Annotated in this window: 12 protein-coding genes and 1 tRNA gene; 6 read left to right on the top strand and 7 right to left on the bottom strand. The window is 36.5% G+C overall.

All coding sequences use genetic code 11. The features are described from left to right. Positions 1–356: 356 nt before the first annotated feature. Positions 357–1,583 (top strand): MFS transporter, encoded by a 1,227-nt coding sequence (locus V4P57_RS05045; protein WP_455466973.1) that lies wholly within the window; start codon positions 357–359, stop codon positions 1,581–1,583. Positions 1,584–1,619: 36 nt separating this feature from the next. Here V4P57_RS05045 and V4P57_RS05040 read toward each other — a convergent pair whose 3' ends face one another. The 3 genes from V4P57_RS05040 to V4P57_RS05030 form a co-directional block, all read right to left on the bottom strand. Beyond that, positions 1,620–3,032: an MFS transporter gene (locus V4P57_RS05040; protein WP_455465516.1), complete on the bottom strand. Its 1,413-nt coding sequence runs from the start codon at positions 3,030–3,032 to the stop codon at positions 1,620–1,622. A 136-nt stretch (positions 3,033–3,168) separates the two neighbouring features. Then, positions 3,169–4,383 carry an NADP-dependent isocitrate dehydrogenase gene (locus tag V4P57_RS05035; protein WP_455465515.1) on the bottom strand — a complete coding sequence of 405 codons (1,215 nt, stop codon included), beginning with the start codon at positions 4,381–4,383 and terminating at the stop codon, positions 3,169–3,171. Between the two features lie 771 nt (positions 4,384–5,154). After that, positions 5,155–5,229, bottom strand: a tRNA-Glu gene (locus V4P57_RS05030). A 1,081-nt stretch (positions 5,230–6,310) separates the two neighbouring features. Between V4P57_RS05030 and V4P57_RS05025 the strand changes: the two genes are divergently transcribed. After that, positions 6,311–7,621 (top strand): homoserine dehydrogenase, encoded by a 1,311-nt coding sequence (locus V4P57_RS05025; protein ID WP_455465514.1) that lies wholly within the window; start codon positions 6,311–6,313, stop codon positions 7,619–7,621. A gap of 152 nt (positions 7,622–7,773) precedes the next feature. Further along, the gene (gene glpX / locus V4P57_RS05020; protein WP_455465513.1) at positions 7,774–8,763 is read left to right on the top strand and encodes a class II fructose-bisphosphatase; all 990 of its coding nucleotides are present in this window, start codon (positions 7,774–7,776) and stop codon (positions 8,761–8,763) included. A gap of 125 nt (positions 8,764–8,888) precedes the next feature. Here glpX and V4P57_RS05015 read toward each other — a convergent pair whose 3' ends face one another. Further along, positions 8,889–9,995: a branched-chain amino acid aminotransferase gene (locus V4P57_RS05015; protein WP_455465512.1), complete on the bottom strand. Its 1,107-nt coding sequence runs from the start codon at positions 9,993–9,995 to the stop codon at positions 8,889–8,891. Between the two features lie 293 nt (positions 9,996–10,288). Here V4P57_RS05015 and V4P57_RS05010 point away from each other — a divergent pair, with 293 nt between their 5' ends. Beyond that, the gene (locus V4P57_RS05010; RefSeq protein WP_455465511.1) at positions 10,289–10,582 is read left to right on the top strand and encodes a hypothetical protein; all 294 of its coding nucleotides are present in this window, start codon (positions 10,289–10,291) and stop codon (positions 10,580–10,582) included. Positions 10,583–10,749: 167 nt separating this feature from the next. Here V4P57_RS05010 and V4P57_RS05005 read toward each other — a convergent pair whose 3' ends face one another. From V4P57_RS05005 to V4P57_RS04995, 3 genes are all read right to left on the bottom strand, one after another. Continuing rightward, positions 10,750–13,278 (bottom strand): SPOR domain-containing protein, encoded by a 2,529-nt coding sequence (locus V4P57_RS05005; protein ID WP_455465510.1) that lies wholly within the window; start codon positions 13,276–13,278, stop codon positions 10,750–10,752. Between the two features lie 154 nt (positions 13,279–13,432). Beyond that, on the bottom strand, positions 13,433–15,190 hold the full coding sequence (argS, locus tag V4P57_RS05000) for an arginine--tRNA ligase (protein ID WP_455465509.1): 1,758 nt from the start codon (positions 15,188–15,190) through the stop codon (positions 13,433–13,435). A 30-nt stretch (positions 15,191–15,220) separates the two neighbouring features. After that, positions 15,221–16,417 carry a deoxyguanosinetriphosphate triphosphohydrolase gene (locus V4P57_RS04995; protein WP_455465508.1) on the bottom strand — a complete coding sequence of 399 codons (1,197 nt, stop codon included), beginning with the start codon at positions 16,415–16,417 and terminating at the stop codon, positions 15,221–15,223. 106 nt (positions 16,418–16,523) lie between these two features. Between V4P57_RS04995 and V4P57_RS04990 the strand changes: the two genes are divergently transcribed. After that, complete coding sequence (locus V4P57_RS04990) at positions 16,524–16,847, top strand: HesB/IscA family protein (protein WP_455465507.1); 324 nt, start codon at positions 16,524–16,526, stop codon at positions 16,845–16,847. A 60-nt stretch (positions 16,848–16,907) separates the two neighbouring features. Further along, positions 16,908–17,876: a carboxypeptidase regulatory-like domain-containing protein gene (locus V4P57_RS04985; protein ID WP_455466972.1), complete on the top strand. Its 969-nt coding sequence runs from the start codon at positions 16,908–16,910 to the stop codon at positions 17,874–17,876. Positions 17,877–17,910: the final 34 nt, after the last annotated feature.

Here is a 17,910-nt window from a genome sequence, read left to right as displayed (position 1 = left end):
TGTCTCATTTAGGAGTGGATGTGAAGGTGATTTGTTTTGAATTGAAGGTTTAGAAAATGCAAACGGTTAATACTTCAAAGTGCTGAGCTTATTTTCTCTGATAATGATATTATTAATAACTGAAGTTCCATTTAAGTTACAGAATGTTGCAGCTGAAATGCAGTTTAAAAACACAGATTCTACTCATATATGCTTTGATTATGTCACTGCGAAAGAAAACTAAATATGTTGTTCTTTTCGTTGCGGAGGATGTTTTTAATGCTTTGTTGGAAAGTATTAGGCATAGATATAAGCAAATTCTGAGTTCATTTATGCTATATCATAAATATTCACGATTAGAGTATCACCATACAGAAATGATGACAATGAGGAATTCTCATAAAAAAAAATTTTTTGCATCGGGAATTGATTTTAGAACACGGTGTTTGGCAATTTTAGCTCTTGCCGTGGGAAGTTTTGCTATTGGTACCGCAGAGTTTGTTGCAATGGGTTTACAGCCAGAAATGGCACGAAGCTCATATGTTGATATCCCTACAGCTGGTCAATATATTTCTGCTTATGCATTGGGCGTTGTGATTGGAGCGCCTCTTTTAGCTGTCGCGACAGCTAAGTTATCACGCAAAGCTGTTTTAACAGGATTGATGTTTTTTTATGCACTGGCGAATATTGCCAGTGCCTTTTTTTCTGATTTTAACATATTAGTGGCACTGCGGTTTATCAGTGGTCTTCCACATGGCATCTATTTCGGGCTTGCGACTATAGTTGCAGCTTCAATGGTGGAAATGAATGAACGTTCCAAAGCTGTTGGGTATGTTATGCTTGGTTTAACAATTGCAACCGTTTTGGGAGCACCAGGTGCAACTTGGATTGGTCAGCTTGTTGGTTGGCAGATTGCTTTTATCCTTGTAGGCGCTATTGCTTTATTGTGTTGTTTGCTTATTTGGAAGTTTTTGCCTTCTGGTTCGAATATTCCAAAAAGAAGTCCTCTACGTGAATTGGGTGCATTAAAGCAAAAGCAAGTGTGGTTTCTCTTGGCGATGGTTTCGGTTGGAGCATCAGGATTATTCTCTGTTTTGACTTATGTTAAGTCAACATTAATGCATATTTCTGGTGTTCCACTTGATTGGGTGCCATTTATTATGCCGTTAGTTGGATTGGGGATGGTGGTAGGTAATCTTTTAGGGCCTAAATTTGCAGTTAAAGCCGGTACTTCGCCAATGATATTTTTTTCTATGCTTTGGAGCACATTTGTTTTTTTTCTTTTTTTCTTTTTATCTCATGCTCCGTTAACGGCGGCATTAGGATGCTTTTTTGTTGGTACTTCTTTTGCAGCTATGCCTTCTATACAAACGAAAATCATGGATGTTGCTCTACATGGACAGATTTTAGCGGGAGCGTTAATGCAATCTGCTTTTAATATTGCCAATGCTCTTGGAGCAGAATCTGGAGCGTGGATTTTGAAATTTGGCTATAGTTATGAATATACTGCCATTTTAGGGGGAGTTTTAACTCTGTGTGGATTATTGATTTTTTGCTTTTCGTGGCACGTGGAAAAACGTGATCGACATTTCTCTCAGTTATGAGTGCTTCTTAAAAGGAAAGGGGATTTTTTTACTTGTTTAATCTTTGGATTGACCGGTTGGATTTTTTAATATGCTGTAGGCAACGCGTAAGGCAAATGGAATACCAAGAAATAATAAAAGACTGATAAGTGCTACAAGAAGAGTTTTTGCCGCAGAAATCATCCCTGTTATTCCTCCAGGATTAAATAACCCGGCGAGATTAGTAATTATTCCCGCTAATGTTGCGCTAAAAGCCATTGAGAATAGCTGTACGGAAGTGAGAGATTCACTGGCACGTAGAGCATCTTCATCGTTTGCACATTGCAATATCCGTGTTAACAAATGCGGCCATGCTATGCCAGCACTGATCCCAATAGCAAATAATGCAAAGCAAATGATAAAAATATGTTCAGATGTGGAAAATTCTGTTGGAATAAACCATAAGAGAGTGCCTATGCCTAACAGTTTTAATATGGGAAAATATACAATGATACTGCAAATTTTTTTTGCGGATATACCGGCACTTGATAGAGCGCCACATGTCCAACCGAGGCTTATGAGCGCTGCCATATAACCAGCAATAAGCGGGGCCTGCCCGTGAAGTTCTTGAAGAAAAAGTGGAAAATAAAGCTCTATGCTATATACTATTGTAGTCATAATGAGTATCAACGCGTAAACAGGAAAAAACTCAGAAGAGAAGGAAAAAGAGTTGCGTGGTAACATGGGATGAAGCGTAGATGATTCGATCTTTGCTAGAACAAAGAGAAGACACAATCCAACAACTAGCCCGCAGATTTTTGCAACTATAGTATCCATAGCTTCCCCAGCAGAAATGATAAAAATCAATGAGCTGAGTGTGAAGAGTTGTGCGAGGGGGAGTGGGGATGTTGGAACATAATTTTCATTTTCTTTTGGTAAAACTTTAAGGGCTATGAGTGAGAAGATTATTGCTAATGCTCCAATTAGCCAAAAGGATGCTCTCCATACGCCATATTGTACAGAAATACCACCGATAGCTGGTCCTAACAGGGTTGATATTCCCCACATTCCAGAGATAATACCCAATGCGTGCGACCATAAAGGTGGACTGAAAATAATACGTATCATAGAATAGGATAGGGATAGCAAAGAGCCGCTTCCAAATCCTTGAACGAAGCGCCCTATTAAAAATAACGGCATATTCGACGCAGTACTGCATATAAAAGTTCCAATGGCAAAGACAAATCCAGAGACAACATAGGCTTTGCGAGGACCTATTTTCCCTAATATTTTTGTTGCAAGTGAAGTACCAAGGAGTGATGCTGTAATGAAAACAGTAGCTACCCAAGAATAATACAGTTCACTACCAATATCATTTATAAGAGAGGGTAAAATAGTAACAACAACGTAAACGTTTGTGGCGTGTAACACAACACCGCCTGCAAACGTTAAAAAGCGAACACCACTTTCACCCAATAAAAGCGCAAACAAATTTTCTTTTTCTACTATTTTTGCTATTCAGTAAAAAGTTGACCCCTTCTATTTATAAGGCAGTTATTTGAATTTGCCAAGAGAAGATTCAAAGCTCTCCTTTCGCAGAGCTTTGGAATTTAAATTAAGCTGTCACTTAATTACTCATTGCTTTTTTGAAATTTTCGTCGATTTTATCGAGGAAACCTGTTGTAGAGAGCCATTTTTGTTTAGGTCCAATTAAAAGTGCAAGATCTTTGGTCATAAAACCTTCTTCAACGGTTTTAATACAAACTTCTTCTAATGTTGTAGCAAAGTTTTTTAGCTCCTTATTGTCATCTAGTTTAGCACGGTGTGCCAGTCCACGTGTCCATGCGAAAATGGATGCAATAGAATTTGTTGATGTTTCTTCGCCTCTTTGGTGCTGACGATAATGGCGTGTCACTGTACCGTGTGCTGCTTCTGCTTCAACAATTTTACCGTCTGGTGTCATGAGAACAGAAGTCATGAGACCAAGGGAACCAAAGCCTTGAGCGACGATATCAGACTGAACATCACCATCATAGTTTTTACATGCCCATACATAGCCACCTGACCATTTAAGTGCAGAAGCAACCATATCATCGATTAGACGATGTTCGTAGTATAATTTAGAATTTTCAAATTCAGCTTTAAATTCTGTATCAAATATTTCTTGAAAGATGTCTTTAAAACGACCATCGTAGGCTTTCAGAATGGTATTTTTTGTTGAAAGATAGACTGGAACATTTCGTTGTAATCCATAGTTAAAAGATGCGCGGGCAAAGTCACGAATTGATTCATCAAGGTTGTACATAGCCATGGCAACCCCTGCACTTGGAGCATCAAAAATATCATGTTCGATAACTTGATTGTCATCGCTAACAAATTTAATACTTAGTTTTCCTTTTCCAGGAAATTTGAAATCAGTTGCTTTATATTGGTCACCGAAAGCATGACGCCCTATAATAATTGGCTTTGTCCAATTAGGTACAAGACGTGGTACATTCTTACAGATAATGGGTTCACGAAAAATCACTCCCCCTAAAATATTGCGGATCGTACCATTGGGTGATTTCCACATTTTTTTTAGGTTAAATTCTTTAATACGTGATTCATCAGGCGTGATGGTTGCACATTTTACTCCAACTCCATATTTTTTGATAGCATTGGCAGAATCGATTGTTACCTGGTCATTGGTTGCATCCCGATTTTCGACAGAAAGATCGTAATATTTTAGATCAATGTCGAGATAGGGATGGATTAATTTGTCTTTGATATATTTCCAGATGATACGGGTCATTTCATCCCCGTCGATTTCAACAACGGGGTTTTCCACTTTGATCTTTATCATTAGAAGTCCTTTTTTATTTAAGTGATATTATTTTATAATACTTTCAGACTTATAATGAAAAGTAAAAACAGGAATGATAGAGGGGCATTTAAATGTGATACCGATAAGGATATATCATCATAGGGTATAAAATTTTATTGGGAAAGGCATGTTTTGAGTGGATCTTTACTGGCGATATTAGAGATTATTTATTTTTTATGAAATATTTAATTATTTGATAAACTTGTATTATTCTAATTTTATGTACAGTTTTTTGCGTTATTGTATGCGGTGCATAATATTGTGAATCTTTGGTGTTATGATTTTAATTTTGAGGACATGACTCGTTTTTTAAATAAAAATCCAATGTGATAAAGAGAAGCTGTGATGAGAAAATAGTCTTATAAAACATGTTGTAGTTTAGCCTTTTAGGATATTTTAGAATCTTTTACAGTCATTTTGAATAAAAAAGCCTATTAAAGAATAGGGTAAAGCTTGACTAAAAAACTTACAATATATCAGTTATGTTAGTATAGCTCACAGGTTCTAGCTTATTAAGGAATAAAATTGCTGAAAAATTCTATTTTCGATAAATTTTCACTTTTAATTACCAGTGCACACAGTAAGGTATTTTCCTCAAAAAAAGAGAATAAGCTGTTCACAGGGTAACTGTGATGATTCTTTTTCAGGTGCATAGAAACACACTAAAAAATGATTCTCTCATCTTTATTTATGTGTCCTATACCTCTAAAAATAATGTAAAATCAACATATTAGCTAAAAAACAAAGATCTGGTACGCCCAAGGGGAATCGAACCCCTGTTTCCGCCGTGAAAGGGCGGCGTCCTAACCGCTAGACGATGGGCGCAAACCAATGATGAGGCTTATAGAGGTGATCTTTTTACTTCGCAAGCCCTCTGCGTAATTTTTTTTCAAAAAACATATTTTATTGAATTATTTTTAGGTATGTCTCTTTGAAGAGCGGAAAAAATAATCATTTTTTTTATTTCTCTCTACATGGCTGAATTAAGAGATTTTTAGAAGAGAATTAAAAGCTACCAATTTCTCTTCGATATATTTGAACAATTTTTGTTTGAAGTCGCTATGCATGAGGAGAATTGACTTAGACATGCGTAACCGTAATTAGCTATTCTTTCAAGATGTTGTTGATGCGTTAGTGTGAAATATACAAGTTTTGCAAATATTACCGTTCTTCTAAATTTTCCAGTATTTCAGGGTTGCATTGTATATAAGCCAGGCCGATGTTTCCATTTCGATGTAAAGCTTTTTTTGAGCTATATGCTGGGTATGAGGATATTTAGATTAAGGGGCAGAGATATTGCTGATAAAGTTCAAATTATGCAAAGGTAACAAGATACGTGGTATTATCTTCCGTTACACTTTATCGTATCCATCCTTTTAATTCGTCATATGAAAGATTGCTGTTGTTTCAATATTTATTAAATTGGATGCTTATGTAATTTTTGATAATAATTTTTATTTATAAATTTTGAAATTTTCTATTGAAAGTGTCTGTAATAATTTAGTTTTTGCGTATGAACCTCTATTAAAATTAGGCAAACTTCTATTTTCATAAAGCTTAGCGTTACGATTGCTTTTAAAAAGAATGTTTCTTTATTTTACACTTGTTTAAAAGAGGTATAAAGGGCAATGTAGAATTTATGATTGAAAAATTTTCGTGTGCTCATGGGAAATTTTTAATATTTAAATTCATGTTTTCTTTAATGTAGTTTCTGATCTTTAAAGAATATTAGTGTTTGTGTTCTTAGAAATTTTTATTGCACAAGTGGTATTGTTGTACTGGGGGGGAAAGTTGGGTTGAATAGAATGGGGGACTTCTTTAAATTATGCAGGTTTTAAGCATCATTTTCATTGATTTGCACATCGTTTAAATATTTTTCAAAAGAAGAGGGATAAGTAGTTAGATAATGGCAGAAGCTTTAAAGGTTGGCATTGCGGGTCTGGGTACAGTTGGTAGTTCAGTTATTAGAATTTTACGTGAAAAAGCTAGTAGTTTGGCTTGCCAATGTGGGCGACCAATCAAAATTATTGCTGTTAGTGCGCGTGATAAAGGCCGTAGTCGTGGAATTGATTTGAGTGATATGAAATGGTTCGATTCACCTGTGGATATGGCCGCCTCTAATGAGATTGACGTTTTTGTTGAATTAATTGGTGGCGAATTAGATATCGTGTATGAAGCTGTTAAGAAGGCGATTGAGATGGGACATCATGTTGTTACTGCCAATAAAGCGCTTCTCGCTCGACATGGGGTAACACTTGCTGTGATTGCGGAAAAAAAAGGTGTTTTTCTTAATTTTGAAGCGGCCGTTGCTGGGGGAATTCCTGTCATCAAAGCTATGAGAGAATCACTTGCTGGAAGCCATGTATCACGGATTTATGGTATTCTCAATGGAACCTGCAACTATATATTAACACGCATGTTTACCGAAGGTTCTTCATTTGAAGATTGTTTGGCAGATGCACAGAGACTTGGTTATGCTGAATCTGATCCAACTTTTGATATTGGGGGAAATGATACCGCTCATAAGTTAGCTTTATTGACAAGTTTGGCATTTGGAACTGCAGTTTCGTTAGATGATGTTTATGTTGAAGGAATTAGTAATATTTCGCAGATTGATATCCGTGCGGCTGATGAATTGGGTTATCGGATTAAGCTTTTAGGGGTTGCACTAGAAACTAATTCCGGAATCGAGCAACGTGTTCATCCAACAATGGTACCAACATCATCAATGATTGCACAAATTCATGGTGTAACGAATGCTCTTTCTATTCAAAGCGATTTATTAGGTGAATTGCTGTTTTCTGGTCCTGGTGCTGGAGGAGCGGCAACAGCATCAGCGGTTATTGGTGACTTGGCTGACATAGCGAAAGCACGTCACGGCTTTCAGTATAGACCTGTTTTAAGAAGTCCAGCATTAGGACTTTCTCCTCATAAAAGAGCGCGTATTTCTCATCATGCAGGTGGTTATTTTATTCGTTTGAATGTTCATGATCGTGCTGGTGTTTTTGCGGCAGTTGCAAGACATATGGCCGATAATCATATTTCACTAGAGTCCATTGTTCAAAAACCTTTTGTAGACAGTCAGATTGTGAAAACAATCATTTTAATAACGCATGAAACAACGGAAGTGAATGTACGACAAGCGCTTGCAGGAATTGAAAAAGATGGTCATCTTGTTGTGAAATCTCAATTCATTCGTATCGAACCTATGACATAGAATCGATAATTTGTTTTATAATGGCAAAGCAAGAAGCGTGGGTGTTTTTTTCTTTTGTGGAGAGTTCTTGTCTTTGCTAAAAGCTATCTTCTTAATGCTTTGCAATAAATGCTAGTGCTTTTTACTAGTACTCATTTGGTAGGATTTTTTACATGCTCACAACTCAGAAGAATTTAAGTAGACTTGATCGTATTCTAACGCTTGAATTGGTGCGTGTCACTGAACGTGCTGCTGTTGCAGCTGCACGCTGGCGCGGTCGTGGTGATGAAAAAGCTGCTGATCAAGCTGCTGTAGATGCAATGCGCCAGGAACTTAATCGATTGCCTGTTGATGGTACAGTAGTGATTGGTGAAGGTGAACGCGATGAAGCTCCTATGCTTTATATTGGAGAGAAAGTAGGTCTTAAAAAAAATGGACTAGCGATTGATATTGCACTTGATCCACTTGAGGGAACGACAATTTGTGCTAAAAATCTTGCTAATTCCCTAGCTGTGATTGCAATTGCTGAAAAGGGTAATTTGCTTCATGCTCCCGATGTTTATATGAAAAAAATTGCTGTTGGTCCTGGTTATCCTAAGGGGGTTGTTGATATAGATGCTTTTCCTGCTGATAATATTCATGCCCTTGCAAAAGCTAAGGGAGTACCTGTTAATCATGTGACTGTTTGTATTATGGATCGGCCTCGCCATGAGAAATTGATTGAGGAAGTGCGAGCAACGGGGGCATCAATTCGTTTAATTGGCGACGGAGATGTTGCAGCAGTTATCGATACAACTGATCCAGACGAAACGGGTATTGATATCTATATGGGAGTTGGTGGAGCACCAGAGGGTGTATTAGCGGCTGCAGCTTTGCGCTGTATTGGTGGGCAGATGCAAGGACGTTTGCAACTTGATACAGAAGAAAAAATTGTACGTGCAGCCAAAATGGGGATCGACAACCCTCATAAAGTTTATACAATGGAAGAAATGGCAAAGGGTGATGTGTTGTTTTCTGCAACAGGTGTAACGGATGGCAATATGCTTTCTGGTGTTAAGTTCGCTCCTCGTTATATTCAAACGGAAACGCTTGTGATGCGTTCACATACCGGTACAGTTCGTCATATTAAAGCGCAGCATAGGGATTATTCAAAATTTGATTAATGATTTTTTTACTGTAGCTGTTAAAAGAGTAAAAAAATATTGTTTTTGAAAAGTGTACTTCCATAAAAGCTCTAAGAGGTGCCTTCATGGAAGTACTGACGATATTTCCAGAAATTATTTTATTGTTATGAAAGCTGGACAGAATGCACCCAGCCATTCTTATCTTCTTTGTTGCCCTTTTGAAGGTCAACAAGCTGTGTGTGAAGCTTTTTTGTAACTTCACCAATCATTTCATTTCCAATAACAAATTCGCCACCTTTGTATTTGAAACGGCCGATTGATGTAATAACGGCTGCTGTACCACAAGCAAAAACTTCCTTAAGGTGACCACTTTGTGCATCTTCTTTGAGTGATTCAAAGGAATAAGGACGTTCTTCTATCGTTAATCCCATTTGTTGCGCCAATTGTAAAATCGAATGACGTGTTATTCCTGGAAGGATAGTGCCACTAAGTGCAGGTGTTACAAGTTTATTATTTGCCATAATAAAGCAAACATTCATGCCGCCAAGTTCTTCAATCCACTTATGTTCAACCATATCAAGGAAAAGTACTTGGCTACAATCATTTTGTGTTGCGCTGCTTTGTGCCAGTAAGCTTGCTGCATAGTTGCCACCACATTTGGCGGCGCCTGTACCTCCCGGACCGGCACGGCTATAATCTGTTTCGATCCATACGCTAATAGACTTTTCTTCTCCTTTAAAATATGATTCAACTGGAGATGCTATGATACAAAAAAGGTATTCTTTAGAAGGGCGAACGCCTAAAAAGCTTTCATTACCAAACATAAATGGACGTATGTAGAGGCTAGCATTTGGAAGATCCGAAACCCATTTTTGATCAATTTTTATCAATTGATTAACGGCATCTAAAAAGATGTTCTTTGGCAATTCTGGCATAGCTAAACGCTTTGCCGATTCTATAAAACGTTGTGCGTTGGCATCAGGGCGGAATAACAAAATTCGCCCATCTTTTGCACGATATGCTTTTAAACCTTCAAAAATTTCTTGCGCATAATGCAAAACGGTACTTGCTGGGTTAATCTCTAAAGCTTTGTATTGAGAAATAACAGCGTTATGCCAACCTTTGTCTTCAGTCCATTGGATAGTACACATATGATCTGTAAAAAATTGACCAAAACCAGGACTTTTTAGAATCTTTCCACGGTTCTCATCTGATAGAGGAGATGGATGTTGTTCTATTTTGAACGGAAGCCATGATTTAGAAAATTTCATAATTAAAACCTTTTAGGATATGCTTTATTACTAGGTATTGTTTAATAAAAATAATGATATACTTTCATTATAACTTTATTATTAGCAAAACATTTGTGTCAATGCTTTATATTATAGAATTAAAAGAAAATACTATTTATAGATCTTTTTGTTTTCATGTTCCTTCTTTTCGATGTTATCCAGTAATCTGGAACCTTTAGTGATATTTAGCGTTTTTCAAAATAAGTATCTGAATAATTTTGTATATGTATATTTTGTAACTTAGGTAGGGGAATTGAAAAAAGGAATTCACTATGATTGATAGAAATTACCACACATATGACAAACATATAGCTTCTGAAAAAAAAGAGCGTGAACAGATTAATTCAATTGGTAGAGGTATTCTTGCTATTATTCTTGGAGTTTTTATTCTTTGGTTTGTTTTTGGTTTTTTAGGATCTTTTTTTGAAAAATCCCCTGAACATATATCTCACTATAATGCTACAGAATCAAATCAAATTGTAACAAGTCCGAGAAAAGATTTAAATTCAACATCCAAAATACCTTATACCTATAAAAACACGACATCACCTTTACTCCATGAATAATCTTTCAGATAAAAAATCTCATGAAGCATAGATTAAGGTATAAAATCTTTCACATGCATAAAATTAAAAATTAAGACGATTTTAATTCCTGAAACTAATCAATAAATCAATTAATTGATATTAAAATAAATCACGCAACGGCTTTTAACAACTGCAGCGTGATTTATTTAGCGTGTGATGAAGCAGTTTCCTCCAGAATTTTTGATGTCTTCACAAAGACTTATAGCATCATTCCGATTTTGCGTTTGTATACGAATACGGTAATAGGTTCCTTTTCCGGGTATGAGAGCAGATTGAATATTTAAAGGACGAGCGCCAATAAGGAATCCAAATCTGGATTTTATGTTTTTCAAAGAATCTTTCGCCAATGCGTGGGTGGGCTGGGATGCAAGCTGTACGTAATAACTTTCTGAATTTTGCGTAGCTATGCGGCTTGGTGATGGTGGGCGAGAATCAGCATGTCTTTGTAGCTCTGAATTCCTTTCCGCATGCAAAGGAAGAGGTATAACTTTTTCTTCAACCTGAGAAGTAGAAGTACTTTCAGCTATTATTTTATCAATATCGCTTGTAAAAGTATGTTCTGTTTCTTTGTTATTCATATCGGAATCATATGAAGAAGCAGGGGTAAAATCTTGAGGTTGATCTGCAGCAGTTTGATCAATTGTTTCTTCTGGTTCATCAGTTGTTTTTTTCTCTGTCTGATGTATTGGTGCCAATACAACTGTCCCGTCTTGATTTACAATAACAGTTTGTACTTCTCGTGTTGGAACAGTGTGATTGATAGCTTCAGTCACTGCATCTTCAACATCAGATTGATTAAGAGAAGAGGATAAAAAACTTGTAGATTCTTGTTGGTTTAATTCCGTTAAGTCTTCAGGTTGTTCAGAATTATCAATAAGAAATTGTTGTGTACTTTCTTGTTTTTCATTTTGTCCAGTTATCTGTTTATAAATATCTAAATTATGTGCAACATCATCCTTAGTTTCAGCTGTTTCTTGCTTGAATTTGAAAGGCCTGTCATCAGCGTGGATGATAGGAGAACTTTCATTTTTTTGTGATGGCATAAAAAAATGAGAATAACCAAAAAAACCAACTGCTATTAAGATAAGAAGAATAAAACTTCTGATAAGAGTTTTACCAACAATAAAATTTTTTAAGGAAGAAGTATTCGATCCATGCGTGGAGATTTCATCTGTACCTCTGTATAATGAGTTCTCTGTAGAAGAACGATATTCTATATTTTCAGTGGGGAAATAATTGGCACTTTGATCTTGGGAATTTTTATATACATCTTCTTTTGGATTTTCTATGGTTTGATGAAAAATTTCATTGAAGATTTCATTATTTTGCTGTTGTTGCCATGAAAAATCCTCTCGTGGAACATTTCCTACATTGAGTACATCAGCAAATTCTTCTTTTAAACCATCAGTTGGTACATCATATTCTGGGGCCTCATATGGCACCTCAGGAACCATAATCGGTCCAGTTTTTTCTACAATTTCTTCTGCAAATTTATAAGTATCGACATTTGGAGGGGGAGTCTCCCTATGATACGTATTGTTATGAGCAAAAAAATTCTCTCTTTTTTCCGTATTAAAAGTTTGCGATGAGGAGTGCATATGATTTAAATTATTTTGGTTATACGGTATTTCTTTTTCATTATTTTGGGCAGAGATATTTTCTGTATTAATGACATACTGGGCTTGAGTGCCATGATATTCCGGAGTTTTTTTAGCATAAGTTTCCTGCTTTGAGAATTCTTCTTCATAAAACTGGGGATAATCGGTGGTATGAGGTTCTTGTGGAAAACCTTCTAAATCAGACTGTTTGTTAATTTGTGTTGAATCCAAAGGTAATGGGAAGTCAGTTGTCGTTTTATTTCTTGCAGTGCCTCTTCTCTCCAAAATAAGGTCAGAAGATGAGGGAAATACATTTGTATCTGGAGAGGAGGGGGAGAGATCAGAGTAATATTCTGTAGTCCGATTTTCTTGATTAGCTGAAACTTTATATGGATGATTCACAGGGGTGTCGTAGAAGCTTTGATTGCTGTCATGATTTTGTTGCACATTTGGAGCGTTTTTTTGTTGCAAGGTTGTTTGTGAAAATTGGCGGGCTTGTTCAATAGATTCTGTAGTAGTCTCTATAGGATTATCGTATTTATCCGCTTCATCAAAAAAGAAATTTTTTGATCCTTCATTAAGATCACTCTTTTCAAAAAAAGGATCAGTATGCATTGGTGCAGTTCCCTTTTTAGGTAATTGATTCTTTTGGATAGGTAATGGAGAAAGCGCGTCCAAAATTTTTTCTTCATCATGACTAACAGCTGAAGAGTGTTTCTCTTCAGGCAAAAAACTATTTTGTTCTGAACGGTTGAAGAAAGCTGTTGGTAAAGCATCTGAGGTTGATTCATTGCCGGTTGTATGCAAGCTCCATTGCTCTTTTTGATCATCAAAAGATAAGTCATTTTTTAAATTATTTTCAAGCTCTGCTTCTAGAAAGGATAAATCAAAATTATCATCGTAAAATGAAGTTTTAGGAGTATGAGATATTGATTGATCAGTCTGCAAAGAAGGTTGATCGTTTTGATTTCCGCTTTGTTTGTTTGGATTAAAAATTTGTGTAAGTCTGTCTAAAGGATCATGATGTTCATGATCTTGTTTTATTTCGCGCGGACTTTTGCGATCGTTATCGCTCATAGCTTTTCTCACATGATGATCTGCATTTGCATGCAATAAATGGTTAATTTTGATTTGTTATATTTTAAAATTACAAATTCTCCCCCTCCTACGACAAGGATATATGAAAAAGTTTATCAATGAAGCATCTATTTTATGTATTTATAGAACTTTTTCAACGCATTTCTGTTGGTGCTTCGACTCCCACAATTGTAAGCCCTGATGATAAAATGTTTATCACAGCTTGTATCAATCCCAATCTAGCGAGTGATAGTTCCTTATCATCAGGCTGAATGAAACGTAAATTAAAATTATCGCTCCCTTTATTCCAATGGGCATGAAAGCTGGAAGCAAGGTCATAGAGATAAAACGCCAATCGATGTGGTTCTTTATGGATTACGGCTTGTTCGATGATACGGGGATATTCAGAAAGTTTGCGTATTAAGAATATTTCATTATCGTCGGTTAATCGATTAAGGTGCGCAATTATCGTATCGTTTGAAAGATTTTTAATATGAAAGATCTCTTGCGCTTGACGAAGAACGGAGTGACAACGTGCATTTGCATATTGTACGTAAAAGATAGGGTTATCTTTTGATTGTTCTGTTACTTTAGCAAAGTCAAAATCAAGAGGTGCTTCACATTTACGGTATAGCATCATAAAACGCACTGAATCACGACCGACTTCTTCTACAACATCGCGTAGAGTAACAAACGATCCTGCTCTTTTCGACATGCGTACAGGTTGACTATTGCGGGAGAGTCTTATCAGTTGACATAAGAAAACACTTAATTTGGCTTTATCTCCAGAAATTGCTTTTGCCATCGCTTCTAATCGTTTTACATAACCAGCGTGATCAGCACCTAGAATATAAATCATTTCATCAAAATGGCGATTAAATTTATCATGAAAATAAGCAACATCCGCTGCAAAATAAGTATAAGAACCATCAGATTTAACTAAAACACGGTCCTGATCATCTCCAACATCTGTTGAGCGGAATAAAGTTTGTTCGCTTGGTTCCCAGTCTTCTAAATTTTGCCCTTTTGGTGGTGGGAGCTTTCCTTTATAGATATAACCATTCAAAGTGAGATCATTAATCGTATTACGAATAGCATGCGCATTATTTGCGTAAAGCATTCGCTCAGAGAAAAAGATATCATGATAAATATTAAGAGCAGCTAAATCTTCACGAATCATTGACATCATTGCATGAATTGCACGCTCTTTCACGATAGATAAAGCTTCATCTTTATCCATAATGAGTAATTGGTCATCAAATTCTTGAGCAAGCGATTGACCCAATGGTATGAGATATTCACCAGGGTATAGCCCTTCTGGAATTTCATTAACTTTTTGTCCAAGAGCTTCACGGTAGCGTAACAGTACGGAATGAGCAAGCACTTCAATTTGTTTACCTGCGTCATTGATGTAATATTCTTTCGTAATGTCGTAACCAACAAATTGCAACAAATTAGAGAGAACATCTCCAACGACAGCCCCACGGCAATGCCCCACATGCATTGGCCCTGTTGGATTTGCTGATACATACTCAACATTGATGCGTTTTCCTTGTCCCATTGGAATACGGCCATAAGAGACGCCTAATTCAAGCATGAATTTTATTGCATCTTGCCAAAATGGTTTTGTAAGTTTGATGTTGATAAATCCAGGACCCGCAACATTAATACAGTCGATAGAAGGATCATTTTGGAGAAGTTCTATGATTTTTTCTGCAAGTACACGTGGATTAAGCCCGATAGATTTTGCGAGCACCATAGCAGCATTGGTTGATAAATGGCCATGTGAAGAATCACGTGGGGGATCAACAGTGATTTTTGATAAATCTAAGTTTTCTCCATTTTTTCCTTTTATACCAGATAATTCGAGTAATTTTTTAATTTTATTCTCGAAGTTTTTAAAGACATTCATATTCAACTTCCATCATATATTCAAAAGCAATTAAACAAAATTATCTGGCCGGTCAAATAAACGGTGATATTCGCGTAGAGCATAGTGATCGGTCATACCTGACAGAAAGTCAGCAATAAGACATGCTAACTCTTGATCTGTTAAGTGAGCTGTTTTGCTGTGCCAACTTTCAGGCATGACATCTGGGTTCTGATAATAACAGTCGAATAATTTTTGTACAATAGATTTTGCTGCATTACGGCGACTGAGGACTTGATCATGGTAATAAAGATTTTTAAATAGAAAATCCTTTAGTTCTTGTTCGTAAATCGTCATCGCAGGAGAAAAAGCAACAATGGTTTGTTTTGCCTGATGAACTTCGTTTATGCTTTTTGGTTTGATGTATGCTAAATTTTTTTGTGATTGTTTAATAACATCTTCAACCATGGTTGTTATCTGTTTTCGCACCAGTTCGAAACCGCGCCGAGTGTGATCAAGCTGTGGATATTCTGCTGCTATATCTTTTAGTAATTCTGCGGTTAGCGAGACGTGTTCAAATTGATCAATTGTTAAAAATTTGGAACGTAAACCATCATCAATATCATGTGCATTATAAGCGATATCATCAGCAATAGCAGCGCATTGTGCTTCTAAACTAGCAAAGCAATCAAGCTCAAGATCTTGCGTTGCGTTGTATTGTAGAATATAGATAGGGACGTTTTTTCTCTTCGCATAAGGGCCTAAAAGGGGGCCGTTATGTTTCACAAGTCCTTCGAGCGTTTCCCAAGTAAGGTTAAGTCCATCAAAATTTGCATAGCGCTGTTCCAGTTTTGTGACAATGCGTAATGCTTGTGCATTATGATCAAAACCACCATAATGTACCATTGCTTCATTTAGGGCATCTTCTCCTGCGTGGCCGAAAGGCGTATGCCCAAAGTCATGAACGAGGGCAATAGCTTCGGCAAGATCTTCATCAAGACACAGCGCACGGGCTAATGTTCGTGCAATTTGAGAAACTTCTATTGAATGTGTCAGTCGCGTACGATAATGATCACTTTCATCAGCAATGAAGACTTGAGTTTTATGTTTAAGACGTCGAAATGCATTAGAATGAATAATACGATCTCTATCTCGTTGAAAAGGTGATCGTATAGTACTCATTGTTTCATGGAATAATCTACCGCGGCTTGTTTTCGGGTTTGCACTATAGATCATTCGAGACTGGTAATTGAAATTGTTTATGTCCATTGCAAGTTGTCCATTCTCATCCTAAATTGAGAGAGGTTTATATTTAATAAATTTCTCTTTAACAGGGGATACTCTTTCTTGATAGTTTAACGCAAGGATACATAAAATGGGTGTGAATATTTCAGATGTTGCTGCCAAGCGAATTGCACAGATACTTTTGAATGAACCCGATAAAATAGGATTACGTATTTCTGTTGAAGGCGGCGGATGTTCAGGTTTTTCTTATAAATATAATTTGGTTTCTGAAACGAGTGAAGATGATCTCGTTTTGAAAAAAGATGGAGCAGTTGTCTTTATTGATTCAGTATCACTTCCCTTCCTGGAAGGGGCTGAAATTGATTTTGTTGATGATCTTATGGGGCAGTCTTTTCAAATTCATAATCCCAACGCCATCTCATCATGTGGCTGCGGTGTGAGTTTTTCAATTTAGTGTGGTGGCTTCGTGATATTGTTTCTTGAAAAAATTATCACTTTGGTCAACAATATAAGAATGGGTGTTCTTATAAAAACATTGCGCCGATGGTTGTGGTTGTTTGTGGCGCATATCTTATTGATCTGGAATAATTGCGTCTTTTCTGAAGAAAGGAAAGAGCAAGATGATCAACAAAAACAATCAACAAATTTTATTTTAAAATCTCAAGATTCTGAAAAAGAAAATTTAGTTTCTCAGTCCCAACTCATCTTGCATGCTCAGTTAACAAACAGCAATGAAAATATTATGAAAGGGCTCGTATGGCGTATTTATGCACCTATCTTAGGGATTGACAATAAATTACCATTGATTGCAACTTATGAAGGAGGAAGCGCACGTTTTGATTTAGAACCAGGAAATTACCTTGTTCATGTCTCATTTGGTCATGTGAGTGCGATGCACCGTATAAGTTTAGAAAGTGGGCAGAGTCTTGTTAAAAAATTTAATCTTGATGCTGGTGGTGTTATTTTAAATGCTGTACTGCTAAACGGTGAAGCCAATGAAAAGGAATTGCGTTTCACTATCTATGAAGATGAAAAAGAAAATGATGAAACGGGTGTGATTTTGTCAAATGTTAAACCTCAATCAATTGTGCGTTTGAAAGCTGGACACTATCATGTAGCTTCCCATTATGGTTCCATTAACGCGATTGTTCGTTCCGATATCCAAGTAGATGCCGGTAAAATTACGGAGGTAACTCTTGAACATCAGGCAGCTCAAATTGTATTAAAGTTGGTACGACAAGAAGGAGGAGAAGCACTTGCAGATACAAGTTGGTCTATTACCAATGATTCTGGCGATATCATTTATGAAACAGTTGGTGCTTATGTTTCACTTGTGTTGGCTGAGGGCGAGTATATTGCCATTGCTAAAAATAAAGATAAAATTTATCAAAAAGTTTTTTCAGTTGTTTCTGGTCATGATAAAGATTTAAGTGTAGTGGCAGATGCACAAAATATGCAACAAATTGATGAAGAAATGGATTGATGATTATTAAGCGGTATAAATCATCATTGAAAGT

The organism is Bartonella sp. B39, assembly GCF_053795145.1.
This window is presented reverse-complemented; position numbering and strand designations above follow the sequence as displayed.